This is a genomic window from Niabella yanshanensis (assembly GCF_034424215.1).
Taxonomy (GTDB): Bacteria; Bacteroidota; Bacteroidia; order Chitinophagales; family Chitinophagaceae; genus Niabella; species Niabella yanshanensis.
This window is the reverse complement of the sequence record NZ_CP139960.1, coordinates 4,336,003-4,357,701: the sequence shown is the minus strand read 5'-3', so window position 1 is coordinate 4,357,701 and position 21,699 is coordinate 4,336,003. Positions and strand designations below refer to the sequence as shown.

The following is a 21,699-nucleotide window of genomic DNA, read 5'->3' as shown; positions in this document are numbered from 1 at the left end:
AATTAATTTACACGGCTCTCGATTGCCTTCCCCATATTGAAAAGCCCGTCCGAACGCGGACCTAACCAGAACAGGTTCTGGTGAAAAGTTCATCCGGGCGGACCAAAATTTTTTGTAAAACTTTTATAAGGAACTATGACAGAAAACAAAGGTCTTTACGACCCATCTTTTGAGCGCGATGCATGCGGAATTGGTTTTGTTGCCAATATTAAAGGCAACAAGAATCACCAAACCATTTCCGATGCGCTGACCATTCTCGAAAATATGGAGCATAGGGGTGCTTGCGGTTGCGAAACCAATACCGGCGACGGTGCAGGTATCATGATCCAGATTCCTCATGAGTTTTTTTATGATGAATTATTACATTTAGGCATTACACTTCCTGCAATCGAAGAGTATGCCGTAGGTATGGTTTTCTTTCCCAAAGAATTAAGGGTGCGTGAAGAGTGCCGGGATATTTTTAATCGCGCAGCTGAAAAAATGGGTATGCGCGTCATACACTGGCGCTCGGTTCCGGTTAACAATTCCGATATCGGTCCAAGCGCGTTAAATGTAGAACCGGCCATTGAGCAGGTTTTTATTGAGCGCCCTGCCAATGTAAAAACAGCCATCGAATTTGAAAGAAAGCTGTTTGTTTTACGAAAATATGCCACACATATTACAGGCAACGCGGTGAAAAAAGATCCAATAGGGTTTTATATCACTTCATTATCCTGCCGTACTTTAATATACAAAGGTCAGCTCACCAGCCACCAGGTGCGTGAGTATTATGACGACCTGTCTGACAAACGTGCAGTTAGTGCTTTCGGCCTGGTACACTCCAGGTTTGCTACTAACACGTTCCCTTCATGGAGGCTGGCACAACCGTTCCGCTTTATCGCGCATAACGGAGAGATCAATACGTTACAAGGTAACCTGAACTGGTTGCGTTCTGCTGAATCCAGCTTCGAATCTCCTTTATTTACCGATGAGGAGATGGATATGCTGGTACCTATTGTAAGCAACGACCAAAGTGACTCGGCCTGCCTGGATAATATGATCGAGCTGCTGGCATTAACAGGTCGCCCGCTGCCGCACGTTATGATGATGCTCATTCCTGAAGCATGGGACGGTAACGAAGAAATGGACCCGGCTAAAAAAGCATTCTACGAGTTTCATGCCTGCCTGATGGAGCCATGGGATGGCCCGGCTTCTATTTCATTTACTGATGGTAAAATGATCGGGGCTACACTCGACAGAAACGGGTTACGCCCTTCGCGCTACTGCGTTACTACCGATGGTCGGGTTATCATGGGCTCTGAAACAGGCGCATTACCGGTTGACCAAAGCACTATTATCGAAAAAGGCCGCTTACAACCCGGTAAAATGTTCCTCGTAGATATGGAACAAGGCCGCATCATCAGCGATGATGAATTAAAAAACAATATTTGCAACCAAAGACCTTATGCAGACTGGTTGAATCAGTATAAAATTAAACTGACTGAACTGCCTGAGCCCCGCGTAATGTTCAGCGACCTGGGTGCAGACCAGATATTTAAATATCAAAAAGCTTTTGGTTACACATCAGAAGATATAGAGAACATCATTCTTCCAATGGCTACCGGTGGTAAAGAGCCGATCGGCTCTATGGGTGTTGATACACCTTTAGCCATCCTGAGCGACCAGCCACAGCACTTAAGCTACTATTTCAAACAATTATTTGCGCAGGTAACTAACCCTCCTATAGATCCTATCCGGGAACGAATGGTAATGTCACTGGCTACATTTGTAGGCAATAACGGCAGCTTATTAATTGAAGATGAAATGGACTGCCATGTGGTAGCGCTGAAACATCCGGTGTTGACCAACTACGAATTAGAAAAATTAAGAAGTATTGATACGGGCAGCTTCCAGGCAAAAACCATCCAGTGCTATTTTGTAGCCGATGGGAAAGCCGGTTCTATGCGTCGTGCATTAGAAAGACTCTGCCGTTATGCGGAGGATGCCGTAAATGATGGCTTCGAAGTTTTGGTGTTACAGGACAGAGCGATAGATGGCGATCACGCTGCAATACCTTCACTATTAGCGGTTTCAGCCGTACATCACCATCTTATTAAAAAAGGCCTGCGCGGCAAAGTAGGTATTGTGGTAGAAGCGGGCGATGTGTGGGAAGTGCATCACTTTGCCTGCCTGCTGGGTTTTGGAGCCACAGCCATCAACCCCTACCTGGCTTTCTCCACCATTAAATTACTGCAGGAAACAGGTAAAATCAAAACCGATAAATCAATCGAGGAGCTTAATAAAAATTACATCAAAGCAGTAAGCGACGGTCTGTTGAAAGTGTTCTCAAAAATGGGCATTTCTACCCTGCAGTCGTATCAGGGTGCACAGATCTTCGAGATCATTGGTTTAAATAAAGAAGTAGTGAACACTTACTTCACCAATGCGACTTCCCGTATCGAAGGTATGGGACTGGATGAAATTGCGCGCGAGGCACTGGCGAAACACCAGTTCAGCTTTACCCGCAAGAAATTACCGGTTGACCAGTTACCTACCGGTGGTTTTTACCAGTGGAAACGCAAAGGGGAAGCCCATATGTTCAACCCGCAAACCATTCACCTGTTGCAGTATTCAACAAGAATGGGCGATTACAACACCTTTAAAAAATACACGAAAGTTATTGACGAGCAGGGTAAAAAAGCGATCACCATTCGCAGCCTGTTTGATTTTAAACGCTCCCGCCCCTCCATTTCTATTGACGAAGTAGAACCGGCAGAAAATATCTATAAAAGATTTGCAACCGGCGCTATGAGCTTTGGCTCCATCAGCTGGGAAGCGCACACCACATTGGCTGTGGCCATGAACCGCCTGGGTGGCAAGAGCAATACCGGTGAAGGAGGTGAAGATGAAGCAAGATATAAACCCATGGAAAATGGTGATAGCATGCGTAGCGCTATCAAACAGGTTGCCAGCGGACGTTTTGGTGTAACCAGCCTGTATCTTACAGAAGCCGATGAGTTACAGATTAAAATGGCACAAGGTGCAAAACCAGGGGAAGGCGGACAGCTTCCGGGAGACAAGGTGGATGACTGGATCGGTCGCACCAGGCACTCTACACCGGGTGTTGGTTTGATCTCTCCTCCACCTCACCACGATATCTATTCAATTGAAGATTTAGCACAATTAATATTTGACCTGAAACATGCGAACCGCCATGCACGTATCAACGTAAAACTGGTGAGTAAAGCAGGAGTAGGTACTATTGCTGCAGGTGTTACCAAAGCTAAAGCAGACGTAGTATTGATTGCGGGTCATGATGGAGGAACCGGAGCTTCTCCTTTAAGCTCTATCCGCCACGCAGGCTTACCATGGGAATTAGGTTTGGCAGAAGCGCAGCAAACCCTGGTTAAAAATAAATTACGCAGCCGCGTGGTTTTACAAACCGATGGCCAGATGCGTTCGGGTCGTGACATTGTCATCGCTACTTTATTAGGTGCCGAAGAATGGGGTATTGCAACAGCGGCCCTGGTGGTTGAAGGTTGTATTATGATGCGTAAATGTCATCTGAATACCTGCCCGGTAGGGGTAGCCACACAGGATCCGGACCTGAGAAAACGTTTCTCCGGTACCGCAGATGCGGTCGTAAACTTCTTCCAGTTCATTGTTCAGGAAATGCGCGAATTAATGGCAGAGTTGGGCTTTAGAACGGTGAATGAAATGGTAGGCCAGGTAGATGAGCTGAAAATCAGAGAGGGTATTGATCATTGGAAATATAAAGGTTTAGACCTTTCTCCAATTCTTTACAAAGAACCGGCTGATGAAAGCGTAGGCATTTACAATTACGAAGAGCAGGATCACGGATTAGATACCATCATTGACTGGAAATTTATTGAAGCTGCAAAACCTGCACTAGAGAATGGTACGCCAGTCAAAGCATCCTTTGATATTGTGAATACAGACCGTGCAGCGGGTACTGTGCTTTCACATGAGTTAACGAAAGTATACCGTGACGCAGGATTGCCTGAAGACACAATTCATTTACAATTAAAAGGTACCGCAGGTCAAAGCTTTGGCGCATTCTGTAACAAGGGGATTACCCTGGAGCTGGAAGGTGATGCCAATGACTATTTTGGTAAAGGCTTAAGTGGTGCGAAACTGATCATATACCCTGATAAGAAAGCCGGGTTTGTACCGGAAGATAACAGCCTTATAGGTAATGTGGCCTTCTATGGTGCCACCAGCGGTAGCGCTTACATACGGGGTAAAGCGGGCGAAAGATTTGCTGTACGTAACTCCGGTGCTACCATGGTTGTTGAGGGTGTAGGAGATCATGGTTGTGAATATATGACTGGTGGCCGCGCGATTATTTTAGGAGATACAGGCCGCAACTTTGCTGCCGGTATGAGTGGTGGCATTGCCTATATCTACGATGCAGGGCAGAAATTTGCAGGCAACTGCAATATGGAAATGGTGGAACTTGATCCGCTGGATAGTGCTGATGCAGCATTCTTACAACAGGAAGTAGAAAAACATTTCCAATATACCAACAGCACTGTAGCCAAATTTGTACTGGATGATTTTGACAACCAACTTAAAAATTTCGTAAAGGTTTACCCTAGCGAGTATAAAAAGATCATGCAGGCTAAAATTGAACAAAAACAAATTGCGTAAATAGTTGAAGGTTTAAAGTTTAAGGTTCAAGGTCATCCTACTTTGCAATCTTTAAACTTTAAACTTCGAACCTAAACTTTAAAATAAGAAATGGGTAAACCAACAGGATTTTTAGAATTTACAAGAGAACTGCCTTCCAAAAAACCAGTGGAAGAAAGATTAGAGCACTATCGCGAATTCGTACAACTTTTTCCAGAGGAAAAACTAAATAACCAGGCTGCCCGCTGTATGGATTGTGGCATTCCTTTTTGCCATAGCGGCTGCCCTTTAGGAAATGTTATTCCCGAATTTAACGATGCGGTTTACAGCAAAGAATACCGCGAAGCTTATGAGATACTGGCATCTACCAATAATTTCCCCGAGTTCACTGGTCGTATCTGCCCCGCGCCTTGTGAAATGAGTTGTGTGTTAGGTATCAATCAGCCGCCGGTAGCTATCGAAGAAATAGAAAAGCACATTATAGAAATAGCCTTTGAAAAAGGATTTGTTACGAAAAGAACGCCCAATGTAAGAACGGGTAAAAAAGTGGCTGTTATTGGTAGCGGCCCCGCAGGCCTTGCCGCAGCGGCCCAGCTTAATTATGCCGGTCACCTGGTTACCGTATTTGAGCGTGATGAGCAACCCGGCGGATTATTACGCTATGGTATCCCCGATTTCAAACTGGAGAAATGGGTGATCGACAGGCGTATTACATTAATGCAGGAGGAGGGCATTACTTTTAAGTGCCATGCTAACGTAGGCAAGAACGTAAAAATAAGCGACCTGATGCGTCAGTTTGATGCGGTTGTTCTGAGCGGTGGCAGTACCGTGCCACGCGACCTGCCCGTTCCGGGCCGTGAACTAAAAGGCGTTCATTTTGCAATGGACTTCCTGAAACAAAACAACAAACGTGTTGCAGGCAAAGACTTTTTAGCCAACGCAGATATAGAAAGTAATATTTTATCAGAAGAACTTGTAGCAACAGGTAAAAATGTAGTAGTGATCGGTGGTGGCGATACTGGTAGTGATTGTGTTGGAACCAGCAACAGGCATAAAGCTAAATCTGTTACACAGTTCGAATTATTGCCTATGCCTCCTAAAGACAGAACCGATATCATGCCATGGCCCACCTACCCTATGTTGTTAAAAACCACCACCAGTCATGAAGAAGGCGCACAAAGACATTGGAGCATTGCTACCAAACAATTTATTGGTGATGACCAGGGTAATCTCAAAGCATTAAAAGTAGTAGACCTGGAATGGACGACTCCGGCTCCGGGGCAACCTGCCAGATTCACTGAGGTAGCTGGCAGCGAAAGAGAACTGCCTTGTGAATTGGCTTTATTAGCTATGGGATTTGTACATCCGCAACAGGCCGGTTTACTGGAAGAGCTGGGCGTAGAGTTTGACAACCGCGGGAATGTAAAGGCAGAAGAAGGTAAGTATGCCACTAATGTGGCAAAAGTATTCTCCGCAGGTGATATGCGTAGGGGGCAAAGCCTGGTAGTTTGGGCAATCAGCGAAGGCCGCGAGTGCGCCAGAAAAGTAGATGAATATTTAATGGGCTCATCCATGCTCGAAAGCAAGGAAAGCTCTATCCTGATGTCTTTTCAATAAAGAATGTTCATATTTTGAGTTTTAGAATGGTGCGGGCAACTGCACCATTTTTTATGCAAACATTTTTGACCATTCAATAGATTTACGACATTTCGTACGTAAATCTTCGCCGGTGGCCGTATTGCCTACAAGAATTTACTATGCGGGGTACAACTACGCCCATAACAATTCTAATATCATGTTATCGCGACAAATTACAGATAATGGGCAGCAGGTATCCACAGCTGTTCTGCAGGATAATTCAGGCAATACCCATGCACTCTTTTTGAATTTCAGCAAGTATATAAAGGATGCTGCCACTAATATCGGAGTAGCTTATAATTATTCAGGCTCAGAAGTGATGAACCTCTTGAATAATAACCTGTTTACCGCCGTCAACCACAATCAAACCGCCAGTCTCAAAATAGAGAACAGTTCTTTAAGCTGGCTGATAGCCGGTTATAATATGGCCTATGGGTATGCAAAGCGGGTTGACAGGGGTTCCGACAACCTAAGCCATACCCTTTCCCAGGCTGCTAAACTCAGTCTTTATCTTTCCGAAAAGGGATCTTTCAATCTGTCAGGAGACCGGAATCGCTATACCATAGCACAGCAACAATTCAATAATCAATTCGTAGATGCTTCTTACAGGCATACGGTAGGCAAGCGAAAAATTGATCTTGAGTTAAAATGGATGAATATACTGAATACCAAAGAATACGAGCAGGTGTTGATCAATGCTATTCAAACCAATATCACCCGCTTTACGCTTCGCCCCGCACAGGTGCTGGTAAGTGCAAGAATGAATCTCAGATAGGAGATCACTTAGCCGTAAAAAAACCGCCTTCATCAGGCGGTTACAATTAACAATAAAAACAATCAACGGATATTCACTTATTTTACATCTACCACCTCATATTCGATAGCCCCTTCTTCTTTTACTTCTTTATAATAAACCCCGTTAGGAGAAACAAATAATTTTTTGCCGTCCCTGTTAACTTCCCGGCTATCACGTGGCAATTGCTCAAACCGGTCACCCACCTGCGGCCTCACAGAATAAGCGCCTTCTCCCGATTCGCGCGCCTCGTTGCCATTCTTCACCACCGGAGCTTCCTGGCGGTTATCGTCGTAAACATTATCCCGTTCAATCGGTTCGTTGTACGTATCATCATCGTATGGTGTATCGTTGCCTAAAGTGCCATTTTTACCAACTATTGTATAGCATACACGGCCATCCCTGTCCGTCTCTCTTGCGTAAAAAGTACCATTCCTTTCATAATAGTATTTGCCTTCTATTTTTCTAAGCTCAGCGCCAGGAGGAATTCTATAGAGCGTTGCTCCTATAGGAGCCTCTACTACTTCAAAGCCTCCCTCCTGCAACTCGCGGAAATATAGATCATTCCGGTAATAGTAGGTAATGCCGTTAATTTCTCTTTTTACAGCCCCCGGAGGTAATCCTCTTACGGACGAGCCGGGCGGTGGTATTAACACACCTACATTTACACCCACCCTTGGTCCCCAGCCATAACCTCTCCAACCCCCCGGCCCATAATATCCGCCCAATACGCCCCCGATACCCACCGAAACCATGGGCCTGCTACGATACACCGGGTAACCACGATAAATACGTCCCCGTTGTGCCTGTGCCACATTATCTACTAAAAATAAGGCAACTGCTAAAATAACAGGTAACAAAAATCGCTTCATTTGACTCTCTTTCTTTATCAGACGAGTGTTTTCGTAAAAAAGCTGCACGGAGATTAGTTGAAAGGTTTACAGGGAGACAAGGATTGGAGGTTTTATGAATGAAAAATTTCTTGTACGTTTGAAGCTAATACTGTTATTATGGCTAAAGCAAAGAATACAAAGAAAAAAGAAGAGAAAGCCAGGCCGGTAATTACCGGTGCGTCCATGGCGTTTTTGAAAGACTATATTAATAATGCTTCTCCGGTAGGGTTTGAAACCTGGGGGCAAAAGCTCTGGTTGAAATACCTGGAGCCCTATATTGACGAACAATTTGTGGATCCTTATGGTACTGCGGTAGGTATCATTAACCCTGGTCAGCCTTTTAAAGTGGTAATTGAGGCCCATGCCGATGAGATCAGTTGGTTTGTTAATTATATTACTGATAATGGCCTTATTTTCCTGAAACGTAATGGCGGTGTAGATCACCAGATTGCACCCGGGCTAAGAGTAAATGTGCACGGCAAAAAAGGTGTCGTAAGAGGCGTATTTGGCTGGCCGGCCATTCATACCCGTATTGGCAAGGAAAGCGAAACCCAGCCCAAGGTTGAAAATGTATGTATTGATTGCGGGGTAAGAAGTAAAAAAGAAGTAGAAGGCCTGGGCATCCATGTGGGCGCTGTGGTTACTTACCAGGATGGTTTTGATGAACTGGCTAACGATTTTTATGTAGGTCGTGCTTTTGACAACCGTATTGGCGGTTTTATGATTGCCGAAGTAGCACGCCTCTTAAAGGAAAACAAGAAAAAACTACCTTATAGTTTATATGTAGTCAATGCGGTACAGGAAGAAATCGGCCTGCGTGGCGCGGAGATGATTGCCCGCCGCATTAAACCCGATGTAGCCATTGTTACGGATGTAACGCACGATACCGGTCATTTTATGATCAATAAACGAATAGAAGGTGATGTGGCCTGCAGCAAGGGACCTTCATTGGCATACGGACCGGCTATACATAATAAGTTGCTGGCTTTTGTAGAAAAAGTAGCAGAAGATCAAAAAATTCCTGTACAGTGGCGGGCATTAAGCCGGAGCACAGGCACCGATACCGATTCATTTGCATACGCTAATGATGGTTGTCCGTCGGTTTTAATATCCATGCCATTACGGTATATGCATACCACCGTGGAAATGATTCACAAAGATGATATTGAAAATACGATCAAACTGATGTATGAAACCCTTCTGGAGCTAACGCCCAAAACAAATCTTAGCTATTTGTAAAAAATTCCGGGTTTCAAGTTCTTTTCAACCTGTCAAATATTTGACAGGTTTTTTCGTTTTTGTATAAAACGGAGTTAACAACATTAAATAATTGTTAACCCAGCATCGATAAGCCCTTGAAATTCCTCTAATCTTGATGTTAATCAATATCTAAATATGTTAAAGCGAGGTTACAATTTGTTAACATAAGCCTCTAAAATGTTAAAATTTATTGCGTTTCTTTGCGGCTTAAAACTATTTTTTCTATGCTAAAGAAAATTTTCCTTTTTATTGCGCTGGTATTTTTATCGGCCGCAATAGTCCAGGCACAATCTGTTACTGGAAAAGTATTAGATGCTGAAACAAATCAACCCGTACTCGGCGTTACGGTTACACCATCGTCAGGCACAGGAGCTGTAACTGGAGAGGACGGAACGTTCACAGCCGCAGTAACACAAAAGTCAGGTAATATTAAACTTTCCCATGTGGGTTACGATCCGCAGACTCTTACATTTAAAATTGCAGAAAACGGAACTGTATCTAACTTAGGAACCATACTTTTGAAAAAAACCGAGTCTACAAGTCTTGAAGAAATAGTTGTAGTGGGTAAAGGGGTTATTGACTTGGCGAGAGACAGAGCCACTCCAATAGCTGTATCAACAATTAAGGGAACCGATATACAAGACAAAATAGGAACCGGAGATGTTACCCAGGCGATGGTTAATACGCCTTCGGTTTACATAGGTAATCAAGCTAGCGGTTTTGGAGACTCGCGTGTATTTGTACGCGGTTTCGGCCAGGACAATACAGCTTACTTATTAAACGGTCAACCTATAAACGGTATGGAAGATGGTTTGGTTTATTGGTCGAATTGGTCAGGTATGTCAGATATCGCTAATGCCATTCAGATACAAAGAGGTTTGGGTTCATCAAAATTAGCAATCTCTTCTGTTGGCGGTACTGTGAACTTTGTAACTAAAGCAACCGAGATGCGGCAGGGAGGTTTTGCTTCCTTTGGTATCGCAAACGATAACTATTATAAAGGCGCCATCGGGTACAATACGGGGCTAAGCAAAAATGGATGGGGGGCAAGTATTATGCTTTCTCACTGGCAGGGCGATGGCTATAATGATGGAACAAGAGGACAAGGGCAAAACTATTTCTTATCAATCGGGTACAAACCTTCTGATAGGCATAACTTCAATTTCCTTTTAACTGGAGCACCTCAATGGCATGACCAAAATTTCGCGGACAATATCACTGACTATCAGAAATATGGACGTAAATATAATGGGAACTGGGGTTACCTGAACGGAGAATACCTCTCTGAAAGAAGAAACTTTTATCACAAACCAGTTGCAAACTTCAACTGGGACTTCAATATTAATTCAACAACCGATTTATCCACAGTTGTTTATGCTTCCTGGGGTAGAGGTGGGGGAACCGGCAACTATGGCAACAGTAGTAGCAATGGGCCTAGAAAAGTAGATGCTAACGGGCAGTATCTTTTTGATTCTGTTTACGCCAAAAACACCACCGGTACACCAGATGGAATCGGCAGTCAGGCAAAGGGGAACTACCTCATCCGTTCCTCCATGAATAATCATGCATGGTATGGAGTTGTATCAAATTTAGGCAAGAAGCTAAGCGAAAATCTGAAATTAAATGTAGGTATGGATCTGAGAACCTACAAAGGATCTCACTACAGACAAGTTGAAAACTTTCTGGGATTGGAAGGATGGACAGAAGGAAGAGGACTGAGAGGCGCAGATCATTCACCTGCTTCTCAATTAACAATGAATACCGTAAATCAGTCAATGAAGGCTGATCCATGGAAGGCCTTCTTCAATACAATAGACGATAATCAAAAAATTGACTATGATTATGGTGAAAATATTACATATGGCGGCCTCTTTGGCCAATTAGAATATGCTACAGATGTATTCTCAACTTTTTTCCAAGGTGCAGTTTCTACTCAATCTCATAAAAGACAAGACATTTATGACTATTTACCGGAGTTTAAAGATGCTGACAAAGTAAACAACATGGGCTTTAACGTTAAAGGAGGAGCTAGTTACAAACCTGCGCAAAATCACATAGTTTATGCAAATGCCGGATACTACTCACGCCAACCCTACCATGACAACATCTACCTTAATTTCACCAATGAAATAAACCCCTTAACCTCAAACGAAAAGATTCTAGGCTTGGAATTAGGGTATAGTTTTACGTCTCCGATTTTTACTGCTTCGGTTAACGCATACAGGACCTCATGGAGCGACAGAGTTACCACAACTTCTACAAGATTAAGTGCAGACAAAACATATGGTAGTGGCATTACTGTGCCTGCCGGAGATTTTGTATATACATCTAACCAGGGTGTAGAACAGGTACATACAGGTGTTGAACTAGACTTTGTTTTAAGACCGATAAATAAATTGAACATCACCGGTTTTGTTTCTTTAGGTAACTGGGAATATAACGGAGATGTATTAGCTACTTTGAGAAACGAAGGGCTGGAATTTCTCGAAGAAAGCCGCACAGATGTAGATGGAGGTAAAGTTGGGGGTTCGGCTCAAACAACATTTGGTTTAGGCGGTAAGTATGACATAGTAAAAGGATTATCAGTAGATGCAGACTGGAGATATTATGCCAATAACTATGCTACGAGAGTTGTAAAGGATAATTTAGAATTGCCAGCTTACAACATCATGGACGCGGGTCTATCTTACAAGTTCTTTTTGAAGAATAATAAAAACCTACGTCTTAGATTTAATGTCAACAACTTGCTTCATTCCATATATTTATCAGATGCCACTACTGTTATTAAAGCAACAGACAACATAGTTGCAAATGATCCGAGTAAAGGAACTTACGAATCTACAGGTCGATTGTACAAAGGTATAGCAGATGCCAATCAGGTTTATTTTGGCCTGGGTCGTACATGGGCTTTAACTTTAAGATATACTTTCTAATACACCACATAAAATAAAAAAACCGGCCTCGGGCCGGTTTTTTTTATCACCGGTTGCGTTCACGCTATCATCCACGTCCATATAAAAAACACTATAATGAAAACCATTCTACTCTCAGCTTTACTTACCTTGCTTATAAGCTCCTGTAAAAAAGATAATATAAACACAAGCCGGTTTTACGGCAGCTGGGAAATACGATCGTCGGTGAGTTTCGAACCTCCTGAGAGAAAAGTTTTGAACCTGGTAACGGCACCTATATAGAATTGAAAGCTGATGGAACAATAAATCGATACGAAAACGCGATATTAAAATCTTCCCAGGGCTTTAAAATTACTAAACGGAATATTACATCCTGTAAATGGGAAACCACCAACTATTGGGCGATTGAATACGAATCAGGTGGCCATAATCAAGTACGGCTTTCAAAAGATACCCTTATCATCTCTATACCACCCTGCTGGCAAGATGGCGGCATTACAACCTATGTACGCATGAAAAAGTAATACTGGCTCAATAGCCTGCCGTTACCCAGCGTCTTCATTTTCGGGGTGGAAAAGTAAATTTTCAAATACGGACAAATGACCGTAACTTTAGGACAGATAACAATGACATGAAAGCACGGAAAGACAAATATGATAGCAGCGAAGAAAATAACGCGTTTATACTGCAGGAAGCAGCTGTAGCTTATAACGCCGCTGCTGGTGCCGGCAGCAAAACTAATCCTTTCGAAATCCTGGGTATCAAACGCGAGCTCGATGATTTGGATGAAGCAAAGAATACGTTATCTGTTATTAGCTATATACGCAAAGGAATTCCTAAAAAAGCATTAGACCATCTTGCAGAAACAGCAGGCTTCACGAGCGCTGAAATAGCATCAATGGTACACACTTCAGAAAGAACTTTAAGACGCTACACACCCGGCCAAAAACTGAACACCGAACAAACCGAACGGATTATAGAGCTGGCGCTCTTATACTCAAAAGGTGCAGCAGTTTTTGAAGATCTTGAGCAATTTAAAATATGGATGGATTCCCCTATCGGCGCCCTCGGAAATCAAAAGCCTAAAACTTTTTTAGACACATCTATGGGTATCCAGTTTCTAACCGAAGAGCTGGGCCGTATAGAACACGGCATTTTTGCCTAGAAAATCCAGGAATTGGAAACAAAGTTTGCGTTATAAAACGATTGATCATTTACCCAATGAAAGTTTACCGCATCAGCAAATGTAAATACATAGATGACCTGAGCGGCACGGGCGCTTCCCGGTTTCCCGGCCGCTGGCATAATAAGGGAACCTATATTTTATACACCGCAGCCTCACCCTCACTTGCCATGCTGGAAAGCATTGTACATATTACAACACTGCCCAAAATTGAGCTTTGCATGGTTTGTCTTGAAATTCCGGAGATCAGCATAACAGAACTTTCAGGCACGCAATTACCAGAGAACTGGTTTACCAGCCCGCCACCGGATCATCTCAAATATATAGGCGATCAATTTATTCAGGACGGCGATTACCTGGCACTTCAAATTCCATCGGCTGTAATGCCTGAAGAATTTAATGTCTTGTTGAACCCGGCACATCCGCTATTTAAAAAGATCATGGTTGTTTACACCCGGCAATTGCGTGTTGATGAGCGTTTATTCAGGAGCTGAAAGAAAATCCAAAAGGGGCTTAATAAACCTGTCAAAGCTTTCAATATGCGGCAGGTGCCCCACATTGTCCAACTCCTTCAGTACCGCCCCCTTTATTTTGGCTGCCGTTTGCTTACCCAGTTTATTGTATAAACCCATTGTTGGTTGATCGGCAGGAGAAGCCAGTTCCTTTCCTAATGCTGTTCGGTCGCGGGTGCCGATGATCAGTAAGGTGGAGGTTTTTATTTTATCCAACTCATAAACCACGGGTTGCGTAAAGATCATATCATAGGTAAGTGCCGCATTCCAGGCTATTAAAGGATAGTCTTTATTCACGGTCCAGCCAGCCAGCAGGTTCACCCATTCGTCGTAAGCGGGCTTCCACTGATTATCATAATAGCTCTTCAACTGGTAGTTTTTTATTCTGTCGTAAGACTGTCCCAGCTCCCGCTTGTACCAGTCATTTACCGATTGATAGGGTACTTTCAATTTCCAGTCTTCCAGTCCTATCGGGTTTTCCAATATCAGCTTCCATGTTGTTTCGGGATACATTAATGCAAAACGTGTAGCCAGCATGCCTCCCATAGAATGACCCAATATCGCTGCTTTCCCAATTCCCAGGCTATCCAACAACGCTTTCGTATGCTGTGCCAGTTGCTGAAATGTATATTGAAAGTGTTGCGGCTTCGATGATTTGCCAAAACCCACCTGGTCGGGAATCACTACCCTGAAACCTTTATCCGACAGGGCATTGGCCGTTTGCCTCCAATAAGCGCCGTTGAAATTTTTGCCATGCAGCAACACCATCGTTTTGCCATTGGGTTTTTCCGGCTTTACGTCCATATAGGCCATCTTTAGCGACTGTTGCTGTGTTGAAAGATGGATATAGGATACTACAAACGGGTATTCATAATTTTCAAGATTTACATCAAGTGCTTTGAGCCGCTCTGATTGGCTCCACAATTGCAATGTAGTTAACATCATAAAAGTGGCTACGTAAAATTTAAGCATAAAAAGGATCATTTTATTATGGAACATACCTGCAAAAAAAATGCCCCGGAGTTGAATCCAGGGCATTGCTATTAAAAGAAAAATGATTATGCTTTTTCTTCGCTGTCAGATGCAGGTTTTGCATTCGCTTCCTGATCCATTTTCTTCTTCAGATCAGCCAATACACCTAAATCACCCAAAGTCGCTTTTTCAACTTTGCTTTGGATGGTTTTTACTGCTTTCTTGGTTTTTTCAGCTTCTGCACGTTCTGCTTTTTTCACGCCTTCACGCTCTGCATATTGTTCTTGTTCCCACACGCGTGCATGAGATACCACAATACGTTTTTCATTGCGATCGAACTCAATTACAACAAACTCTGCAGTTTCATCCAAACCTAAAGATTTGCCATCTTTTGTGTTCAGGTGACGGTTAGGAGCAAAACCTTCTAAGCCGTAAGGCAGTTGAATGGTAGCACCTTTGTCATCTTTACGGGTGATGGTTCCTTCATGTACAGTGCCGATAGCAAATGTATCCTGAAGGGTGTTCCAGGGATCTTCTTCCAGTTGTTTGTGTCCTAACTGCAGCTTGCGGTTTTCTTTGTCGATACCTAAGATGATCACGTCGATTTTTTCGCCCACTTTAGTGTACTCACCCGGGTGGTTGAAACGTTTTAACCAGCTTAAGTCGCTGATGTGGATCATACCGCCAATACCCTGCGCCAGCTCAACGAATACACCATAGTTAGTGATGTTTTTCACTTCGCCTTCGTGCTTGGTACCTTCAGCAAACCTGCTTTCGATATCGTTCCATGGGTCTTCTGTCAATTGCTTGATAGAAAGGCTCATTTTGCGGGTATCTTTATCTAAAGTAACAATCTTCGCTTCGTGCTCATCGCCTAATTTGAAGAAGTCTTTAGCATTGATTGGTGTGTTAGCCCATGTAATTTCACTTACGTGTACTAAACCTTCAACACCTGGATAGATCTCTAAGAATGCACCGTAGTCTTCGATATTAACTACTTTACCTTTTACGGTATTACCTTCAGCAATATCTGCCGGTAATACATCCCAAGGATGTGGCGTTAATTGTTTTAAACCAAGGCTGATACGTTTTTTCTCGTCGTCGAAATCCAATACCACCACGTTCAGTTTCTGATCCATTTTTAACACCTCGTTCGGGTGAGAAATACGTCCCCATGAAATATCTGTGATATATAGTAAGCCGTCTAAGCCGCCCAGGTCCATAAATGCACCAAAGTCGGTGATGTTTTTAACGGTACCTTCCAATACCTGACCTTTTTCCAGTTTACCAATGATCTCAGCACGTTGAGCTTCCATATCGCTTTCGATAAGCGCTTTATGAGAAACAACCGCATTCTTAATGGTTTCGTTGATCTTAACCACTTTGAACTCCATTGTTTTGCCCACAAACTGATCGTAATCTGTAACAGGCTTAACGTCAATCTGAGAACCTGGCAGGAAGGTTTCCATACCAAATACATCAACAATAAGACCGCCTTTAGTTTTAGAAGTAACCAAACCGGTAACCACTTCACCTGTTTTGTTAACCTCAACAATTTTTTCCCATGCACGGGTAGTGCGGGCTTGCTTGCGGCTCAGGTTCAGATGTCCGTCCCTGTCTTCTTTTTCAACGATCATCACTTCTACCTCATCGCCAATTTTCAGGCCCTGGATATCACGGAATTCGTTCAAAGAGATAAGGCCATCACTTTTAAAACCAATGTTTAATACAACATCAGTATTAGTAAGACCTACAACGGTACCGTTTACTAATTCACCGTCATTCAACTGGATGAAAGTGTTGTCGTAAACTTTGTCATACTTTTCTTTTTCTTCTTTAGAATAAGAAGAAACATTACGTTTGTCTACGCTCCAATCGAAATCATCGTGCGCAGTTTCCACCACCTCAGCTACGGGAGCTTTAGCAGGTGCCTCAGGTGCGTTTGTTGTCGCTGCAGAAGCTTCCTCTACCGGTTCGGTAGCGCCAGCGTTCTCCTGTGCATCAGCGTTTAATTGTTTAAAATAAAAATTCATAAAAAATCCGAAGGGTTTTAAAAATTCGGACTGCAAAGGTACGTTATTTATCCCGGTATCCGTATTTTTCAGCGCCGGGAATTAGAATCCCCGCAACACGTTGACTGTAAACATGTTATGCAAATTAAAATTAAAAAATTTCCCATGAATGATATCTCCGGCCATTATTTGCCCGTTTTTTGGGAATCCGCATTAAATTGCCCTGATGATTCCACACCCATCTGCAACGGGAACCAGCCACCTGAAAGAGTTCCAACAAAAGGAAATCCGTGGATTGAAGCGCCTGAGAAATTTCCTCGCAGGCATTTTTGTATTGATTCCATTGGGGTTGTTCACCTATATGGTGTACGCCGTATACATGAATTTCATCGAACGTGATATACGGAATAAAACCTTTTTTGAATTTGCTTTGCCGCTATTGGGAGTGTTGCTGCTTTTATTCCTGGTATTCCTTCCGATCATTCTATTTACCAGCTACCGGGTGAACCGCTTTATTCAACTGCTGTTTGAACTAGATGCCGGGCACCTGCTGCTATACCAACAATATACAAAAGCGGTACCCCGGCTATCAGCCAATATAGCTCCCTATCTTTTTGCTGAGAATGACATTATCATTCCTAAATTATTAAAGATAAACCGTGTACCCTACTCCGGTATTATGGAGATCAGCTATAAAAGATTCAAAAGCGGGAGAAGCTATGGCATCACTATTACCTTAGAAACCTATCACCATCAAAAGCATCACATATCATTTTTCCTGGATGAAAAACTACGCTTCTTTTTAGATGTCATTGCTCAAAAGCACCTGCATATTCCTGTTATTCGTACAAAATAATATGGCTTAATGTTGCGATGGAGATTATAAAATCGTTTTACATCAAAGAATGAAGCTTTCACTATAATCTCAAAACTTACATTATGAAAAAACGACTTTTTTTCCCGGTTATATTATTAATCTTTATTTGCGCCTGCAACAAAAAGGTTTCGATTGAGGGATGGACCGAAGGCATCAAAATACCTCCCCCCGCATCAGTAGAAAAAAAGCCCTACACCTCTACGCATATTTTTGAGGCAAAACTGCGAAAAACAGAGTTTTATACTTGCATGGCTTTGACCACGGCGTGCCCAAAAACCTGTGGTGCATCGGGCGAATACGCCAGGTTTGAGGTTACGGCCTATCAAACATTCTTAGTAAATGGAGAGGGCGGTAATGAGAAACTCTCGAGTTTTAGCCTGCATTTAAGCGACTACTACAAAACTGATTACAGTTTAAACTATGTAAAATTTATCCGCAACCTGAAAAATGGCGACAGGGTGAGGTTTTATATAGATTACGTGTATGATCCTACAAAATCAGTTGTTTTTACCGATATGAAAGTGTTAGGCTTTGAGAAAAAATAACCGGACCGCTCAAATTACATCCTTCCCATATTTTTTATAATAAGCAATCAGCCAGGTAACCACTTCATTATAGGACCGCTTGCCTTTTGGCTGGTTATTAGCCTTTAGAAAATAACTATACATTTTATCGATATATGGCTCAATGGGATTCTTATATTTCTTATAGAATTCGATGTAATCGGCGATATCTTTTTTTACACGCAGGTTTAAGGAGCTATCATAACTTCTGGCTCTGAGCGAATCAGCAAAAGCCAGTTCTCGAATCGCATAGTGATACATATCGAAATATACGGAGTATTTAAAATTGACGGACGGATGCAGGCGGCAGGCTAGAAAACCTACAAAATTAGCCTCACTCTCCTTTGCATAACCGAGCTGATGAGCTATTTCGTGCGATGCCACAAAAGGCTCAACGGATGCCGGTACGGTAGTATTTACCTGGGCTTCGCCGGTAAATGGATTATAATATCCCTGGAAGCCCAGGTAATTGCCGATATAGCTGAACAAGGATGGCTTTACCGAATAGCCTTTATAAGAAAGAAAGGCATATTTTGTTCCTGCTATTTGATAGAGCAGGGAAGCATTTAGAAAAAGATTCCGTTTACTTTTAAAAGAGTCGCGCATAGCAGGAGTCAGCAACTGAGCCTGATCGTTAAGCTTGCTGTGAAGCAGTCGCACTAAAGTATCCAGGTCGGCAGTGGTAGATTGCTGCTCCTTCAGTTGTAACTGACTTGCAATTCCCTGCCTCGAATAATTAAGCCCCCACAATCCATAGAATACCACGTATACAAACAATATTAAAAAAATTGTTCTCCTGATAAAGCCATATCCATATGATTTTGAAAACTGCTTTTTCCTGATCCGCCTTATCAGCCGGGCAATCTTATATCCCAGCCATATCATTAAAACGATGTAAAGTATATCTCCGATGCTGAGGGGTATCCACCCTAATGAAAACCTTAGTACGGTTGCAATTACAGGATACACACCATAGGTATAATAACGTTCCACCCATTCGGGGTTAACGGAGATTACTTTAATAATAACAGCCAGTACAAGAAGTATTATCCAGCCTAGTCGTCTTTTCAGATTGATCGTTCGCATAGCTGTTCAAAAGTAAATAATTGATGTTCAAAGCAAAAACAGCAGCAGTTTAAAATTTCATTACCTCATTCGTGAATGTTTTCCACATTTAATCCTGCCGGCCGGATAGACGGGAAAAATACCCTAATTTAGTCCCTCTTTTGTAGCATACATTCGCCTTGTAAACATTATTAGTAAACTTAAACCTATACATCACACACGATGAAAGCCAGATTTGTTAACATATTGAGATCTATATTTACGTCCTGCATCCACGCTGTAAAAAGAATTTTGTTTAGAAAAAAGAGGATCGTTATAAAAAATGAGTTTTTTGACTATTACGCGATGTACCATTTATCATAGCAGCAAACATCCTTACTAAACTATCACTAACAGCCTTCCAGGGAACTGATCAAACTACAACTGTACGTTTATCAATTCAATTCTTCACCTGTTATTCATGTGCTCCTAAGCCGGACTAATGGTCAATGGTACCCATAGTTTATGGTGGCGGTGATCTTTCCAATTATAAAGTCGCCCCGACTTTAGGGACGGGGCGGCTACTGTTTATTCTTAAAGTTACGTTTTAGCCCAATTTCATATCCTTAATAATCGCTTTTATTTTATCATCCAGTTTAGCATTCACTTCATCAAACTGATCCGCGCTGGCCAGCGCTTCTTTCACACTAAAATAAAATTTAATTTTGGGCTCCGTGCCGCTGGGACGGGCAGAGATCAGCGACCCATCTTCTGTTATAAACTGCAACACGTTTGAACGGGGCAGATCGATCGGGTTAACATCACGTGTTTGCACATTCGTAGCTAAGCCGTTGTCATAATCCAGTACAGCCGTCACCTTCGATCCATTAATGGTCTGAGGTGGATTATTACGATACTCCTGCATCATGGCTGCTATCTGTTGCTGTCCATCCATTCCTTTTTTAGTGATGGAGATCAGGTCCTCCTTATAAAACCCGTATTTAATATATAGTTCTACCAGTTTATCAAATAAAGTGTTCCCTTTTTCTTTTTCGTAGGATGCCATTTCGCAAAGGAGCGCTACAGCACTTATCGCATCCTTATCTCTTATCTTATCGCCGATCATTAATCCAAAGCTCTCCTCCCCACCTACTACATAGTTTTCTTTACCCTCTTTTAACCTGATCATTTCTGCAATCCACTTAAAGCCGGTCAGTACCCTGTAACAGGTAACGCCATTACCTCTTGCCAGATCATCAACCATACCCGTTGTTACGATAGTCGTAATGATCATATCGTTATCCTGCGCAATACCTTTTTCTTTCCGGGCTTCCAATAAATAATTAAACGCCAGCACAGCTGTTTGGTTACCGTTCATTAATACCCACTCACCTTTGTTATTTTTAATGCCGATACCTACGCGGTCTGCATCCGGATCCGTACCTAACAAAATATCGGCATCCAGGTCTTTGGCTTTTTGCAAACCAATGCTCATGGTCTCTTTTTCTTCAGGATTGGGATACGCTACGGTAGGAAAATTACCATCGGGAGTTTGCTGCTCTTCTACAATATGTACGTTTTTAAACCCAAATGCTTCCAGCACCTGCGGTACCAGCATAATACCGGTACCATGTACAGGCGTGTAAACAATTTTTAAGTCTTCCTGCTTTTTGATCACTTCGGGGTATACACTCAACCCTTTAACCATCCGGATGTATTGCTCATCCAGTTCTTTTCCGATCAATGTAATATTAGCTTCTCCTCCGTTCCATTTCACATCTTCAACCGATTGAATTTTCTCTACTTCCTTTATTACATTTTTATCATGGGGTGGTACCAATTGTCCTCCGTCATTCCAGTATGCCTTATATCCATTATACTCTTTGGGATTATGAGAAGCTGTACATACCACACCGCCCTGGCACCCCAATGTTCTTATTGCAAAAGAAAGCTCGGGAGTCGGACGCAGACTTTCGAACAAAAAGACTTTTATATCGTTGGCCGCAAAAACATTGGCTGTTGTTTCCGCAAAAAAACGACTGTTATTACGGCTGTCATGAGCAATGGCTACCCTCACTTCGCCGGGAAAGGATTGTTTTAAATAATTTGCATAGCCCTGCGTAGCCATACCCACCGTATACTTGTTCATACGATTGGTGCCTACCCCCATGACCCCACGAAGACCACCGGTTCCAAATTCAAGATTTTGATAGAAAGAATCTGCAAGCTCGTTACTATTTTCAGACTGCAATCTCTGAATTTCCTTTTTTGTTTCTTCATCATAATTGCCCTGCAACCATTGATCTACTTTTTGTTGAATTGCATTATCCATAAAAGTTTATTTAGGGCCTGAAGATACTAATTTAGGTGTACCAACAGCGAAGGCGCCCCAACTTTTGTTAGATAGAATA

At 42.6% G+C, this 21,699-nt stretch carries 14 protein-coding genes; 9 read left to right on the top strand and 5 right to left on the bottom strand.

The genetic code is table 11. The features are described from left to right. Positions 1-135 precede the first annotated feature (135 nt). From gltB to U0035_RS18145, 3 genes are all read left to right on the top strand, one after another. The gene (gene gltB, locus U0035_RS18155; protein WP_114791620.1) at positions 136-4,650 is read left to right on the top strand and encodes a glutamate synthase large subunit; all 4,515 of its coding nucleotides are present in this window, start codon (positions 136-138) and stop codon (positions 4,648-4,650) included. 90 nt (positions 4,651-4,740) lie between these two features. Further along, a complete protein-coding gene (locus U0035_RS18150; RefSeq protein WP_114791621.1) occupies positions 4,741-6,246 on the top strand; it encodes a glutamate synthase subunit beta in 1,506 nt (501 codons plus the stop codon). A gap of 178 nt (positions 6,247-6,424) precedes the next feature. Continuing rightward, positions 6,425-7,042, top strand: coding sequence for a hypothetical protein (locus tag U0035_RS18145; RefSeq protein ID WP_114791622.1), 618 nt, complete (start codon positions 6,425-6,427; stop codon positions 7,040-7,042). 77 nt (positions 7,043-7,119) lie between these two features. On the opposite strand, the gene U0035_RS18140 is transcribed toward U0035_RS18145, so the two are convergent. Continuing rightward, the gene (locus U0035_RS18140) at positions 7,120-7,932 is read right to left on the bottom strand and encodes a DUF6515 family protein (RefSeq protein WP_114791623.1); all 813 of its coding nucleotides are present in this window, start codon (positions 7,930-7,932) and stop codon (positions 7,120-7,122) included. A 138-nt stretch (positions 7,933-8,070) separates the two neighbouring features. Here U0035_RS18140 and U0035_RS18135 point away from each other — a divergent pair, with 138 nt between their 5' ends. The 4 genes from U0035_RS18135 (at position 8,071) to U0035_RS18120 (ending at position 13,802) form a co-directional block, all read left to right on the top strand. Beyond that, positions 8,071-9,192, top strand: coding sequence for a M42 family metallopeptidase (locus U0035_RS18135; protein WP_114791624.1), 1,122 nt, complete (start codon positions 8,071-8,073; stop codon positions 9,190-9,192). 245 nt (positions 9,193-9,437) lie between these two features. Next, positions 9,438-12,146: a TonB-dependent receptor gene (locus tag U0035_RS18130; protein ID WP_114791625.1), complete on the top strand. Its 2,709-nt coding sequence runs from the start codon at positions 9,438-9,440 to the stop codon at positions 12,144-12,146. A gap of 610 nt (positions 12,147-12,756) precedes the next feature. Further along, positions 12,757-13,290, top strand: coding sequence for an Xre family toxin-antitoxin system antitoxin (locus tag U0035_RS18125; RefSeq protein WP_114791627.1), 534 nt, complete (start codon positions 12,757-12,759; stop codon positions 13,288-13,290). A gap of 56 nt (positions 13,291-13,346) precedes the next feature. After that, the gene (locus tag U0035_RS18120) at positions 13,347-13,802 is read left to right on the top strand and encodes an RES family NAD+ phosphorylase (RefSeq protein WP_114791628.1); all 456 of its coding nucleotides are present in this window, start codon (positions 13,347-13,349) and stop codon (positions 13,800-13,802) included. On the opposite strand, the gene U0035_RS18115 is transcribed toward U0035_RS18120, so the two are convergent. Both U0035_RS18115 and rpsA read right to left on the bottom strand, forming a co-directional pair. Then, a complete protein-coding gene (locus tag U0035_RS18115) occupies positions 13,788-14,792 on the bottom strand; it encodes an alpha/beta fold hydrolase (protein ID WP_211316469.1) in 1,005 nt (334 codons plus the stop codon). The two genes, U0035_RS18120 and U0035_RS18115, sit on opposite strands and share 15 nt — an antisense overlap. 86 nt (positions 14,793-14,878) lie before the next feature. Further along, positions 14,879-16,825: a 30S ribosomal protein S1 gene (gene rpsA, locus U0035_RS18110; RefSeq protein ID WP_114791629.1), complete on the bottom strand. Its 1,947-nt coding sequence runs from the start codon at positions 16,823-16,825 to the stop codon at positions 14,879-14,881. Positions 16,826-17,030: 205 nt separating this feature from the next. Here rpsA and U0035_RS18105 point away from each other — a divergent pair, with 205 nt between their 5' ends. After that, a complete protein-coding gene (locus tag U0035_RS18105) occupies positions 17,031-17,660 on the top strand; it encodes a hypothetical protein (RefSeq protein WP_114791630.1) in 630 nt (209 codons plus the stop codon). Positions 17,661-17,743: 83 nt separating this feature from the next. After that, positions 17,744-18,226 (top strand): hypothetical protein, encoded by a 483-nt coding sequence (locus U0035_RS18100; RefSeq protein ID WP_114791631.1) that lies wholly within the window; start codon positions 17,744-17,746, stop codon positions 18,224-18,226. A gap of 9 nt (positions 18,227-18,235) precedes the next feature. On the opposite strand, the gene U0035_RS18095 is transcribed toward U0035_RS18100, so the two are convergent. Beyond that, the gene (locus tag U0035_RS18095) at positions 18,236-19,330 is read right to left on the bottom strand and encodes a DUF3810 domain-containing protein (RefSeq protein ID WP_114791632.1); all 1,095 of its coding nucleotides are present in this window, start codon (positions 19,328-19,330) and stop codon (positions 18,236-18,238) included. A gap of 565 nt (positions 19,331-19,895) precedes the next feature. Beyond that, positions 19,896-21,620: a phospho-sugar mutase gene (locus U0035_RS18090; RefSeq protein ID WP_114791633.1), complete on the bottom strand. Its 1,725-nt coding sequence runs from the start codon at positions 21,618-21,620 to the stop codon at positions 19,896-19,898. Positions 21,621-21,699: the final 79 nt, after the last annotated feature.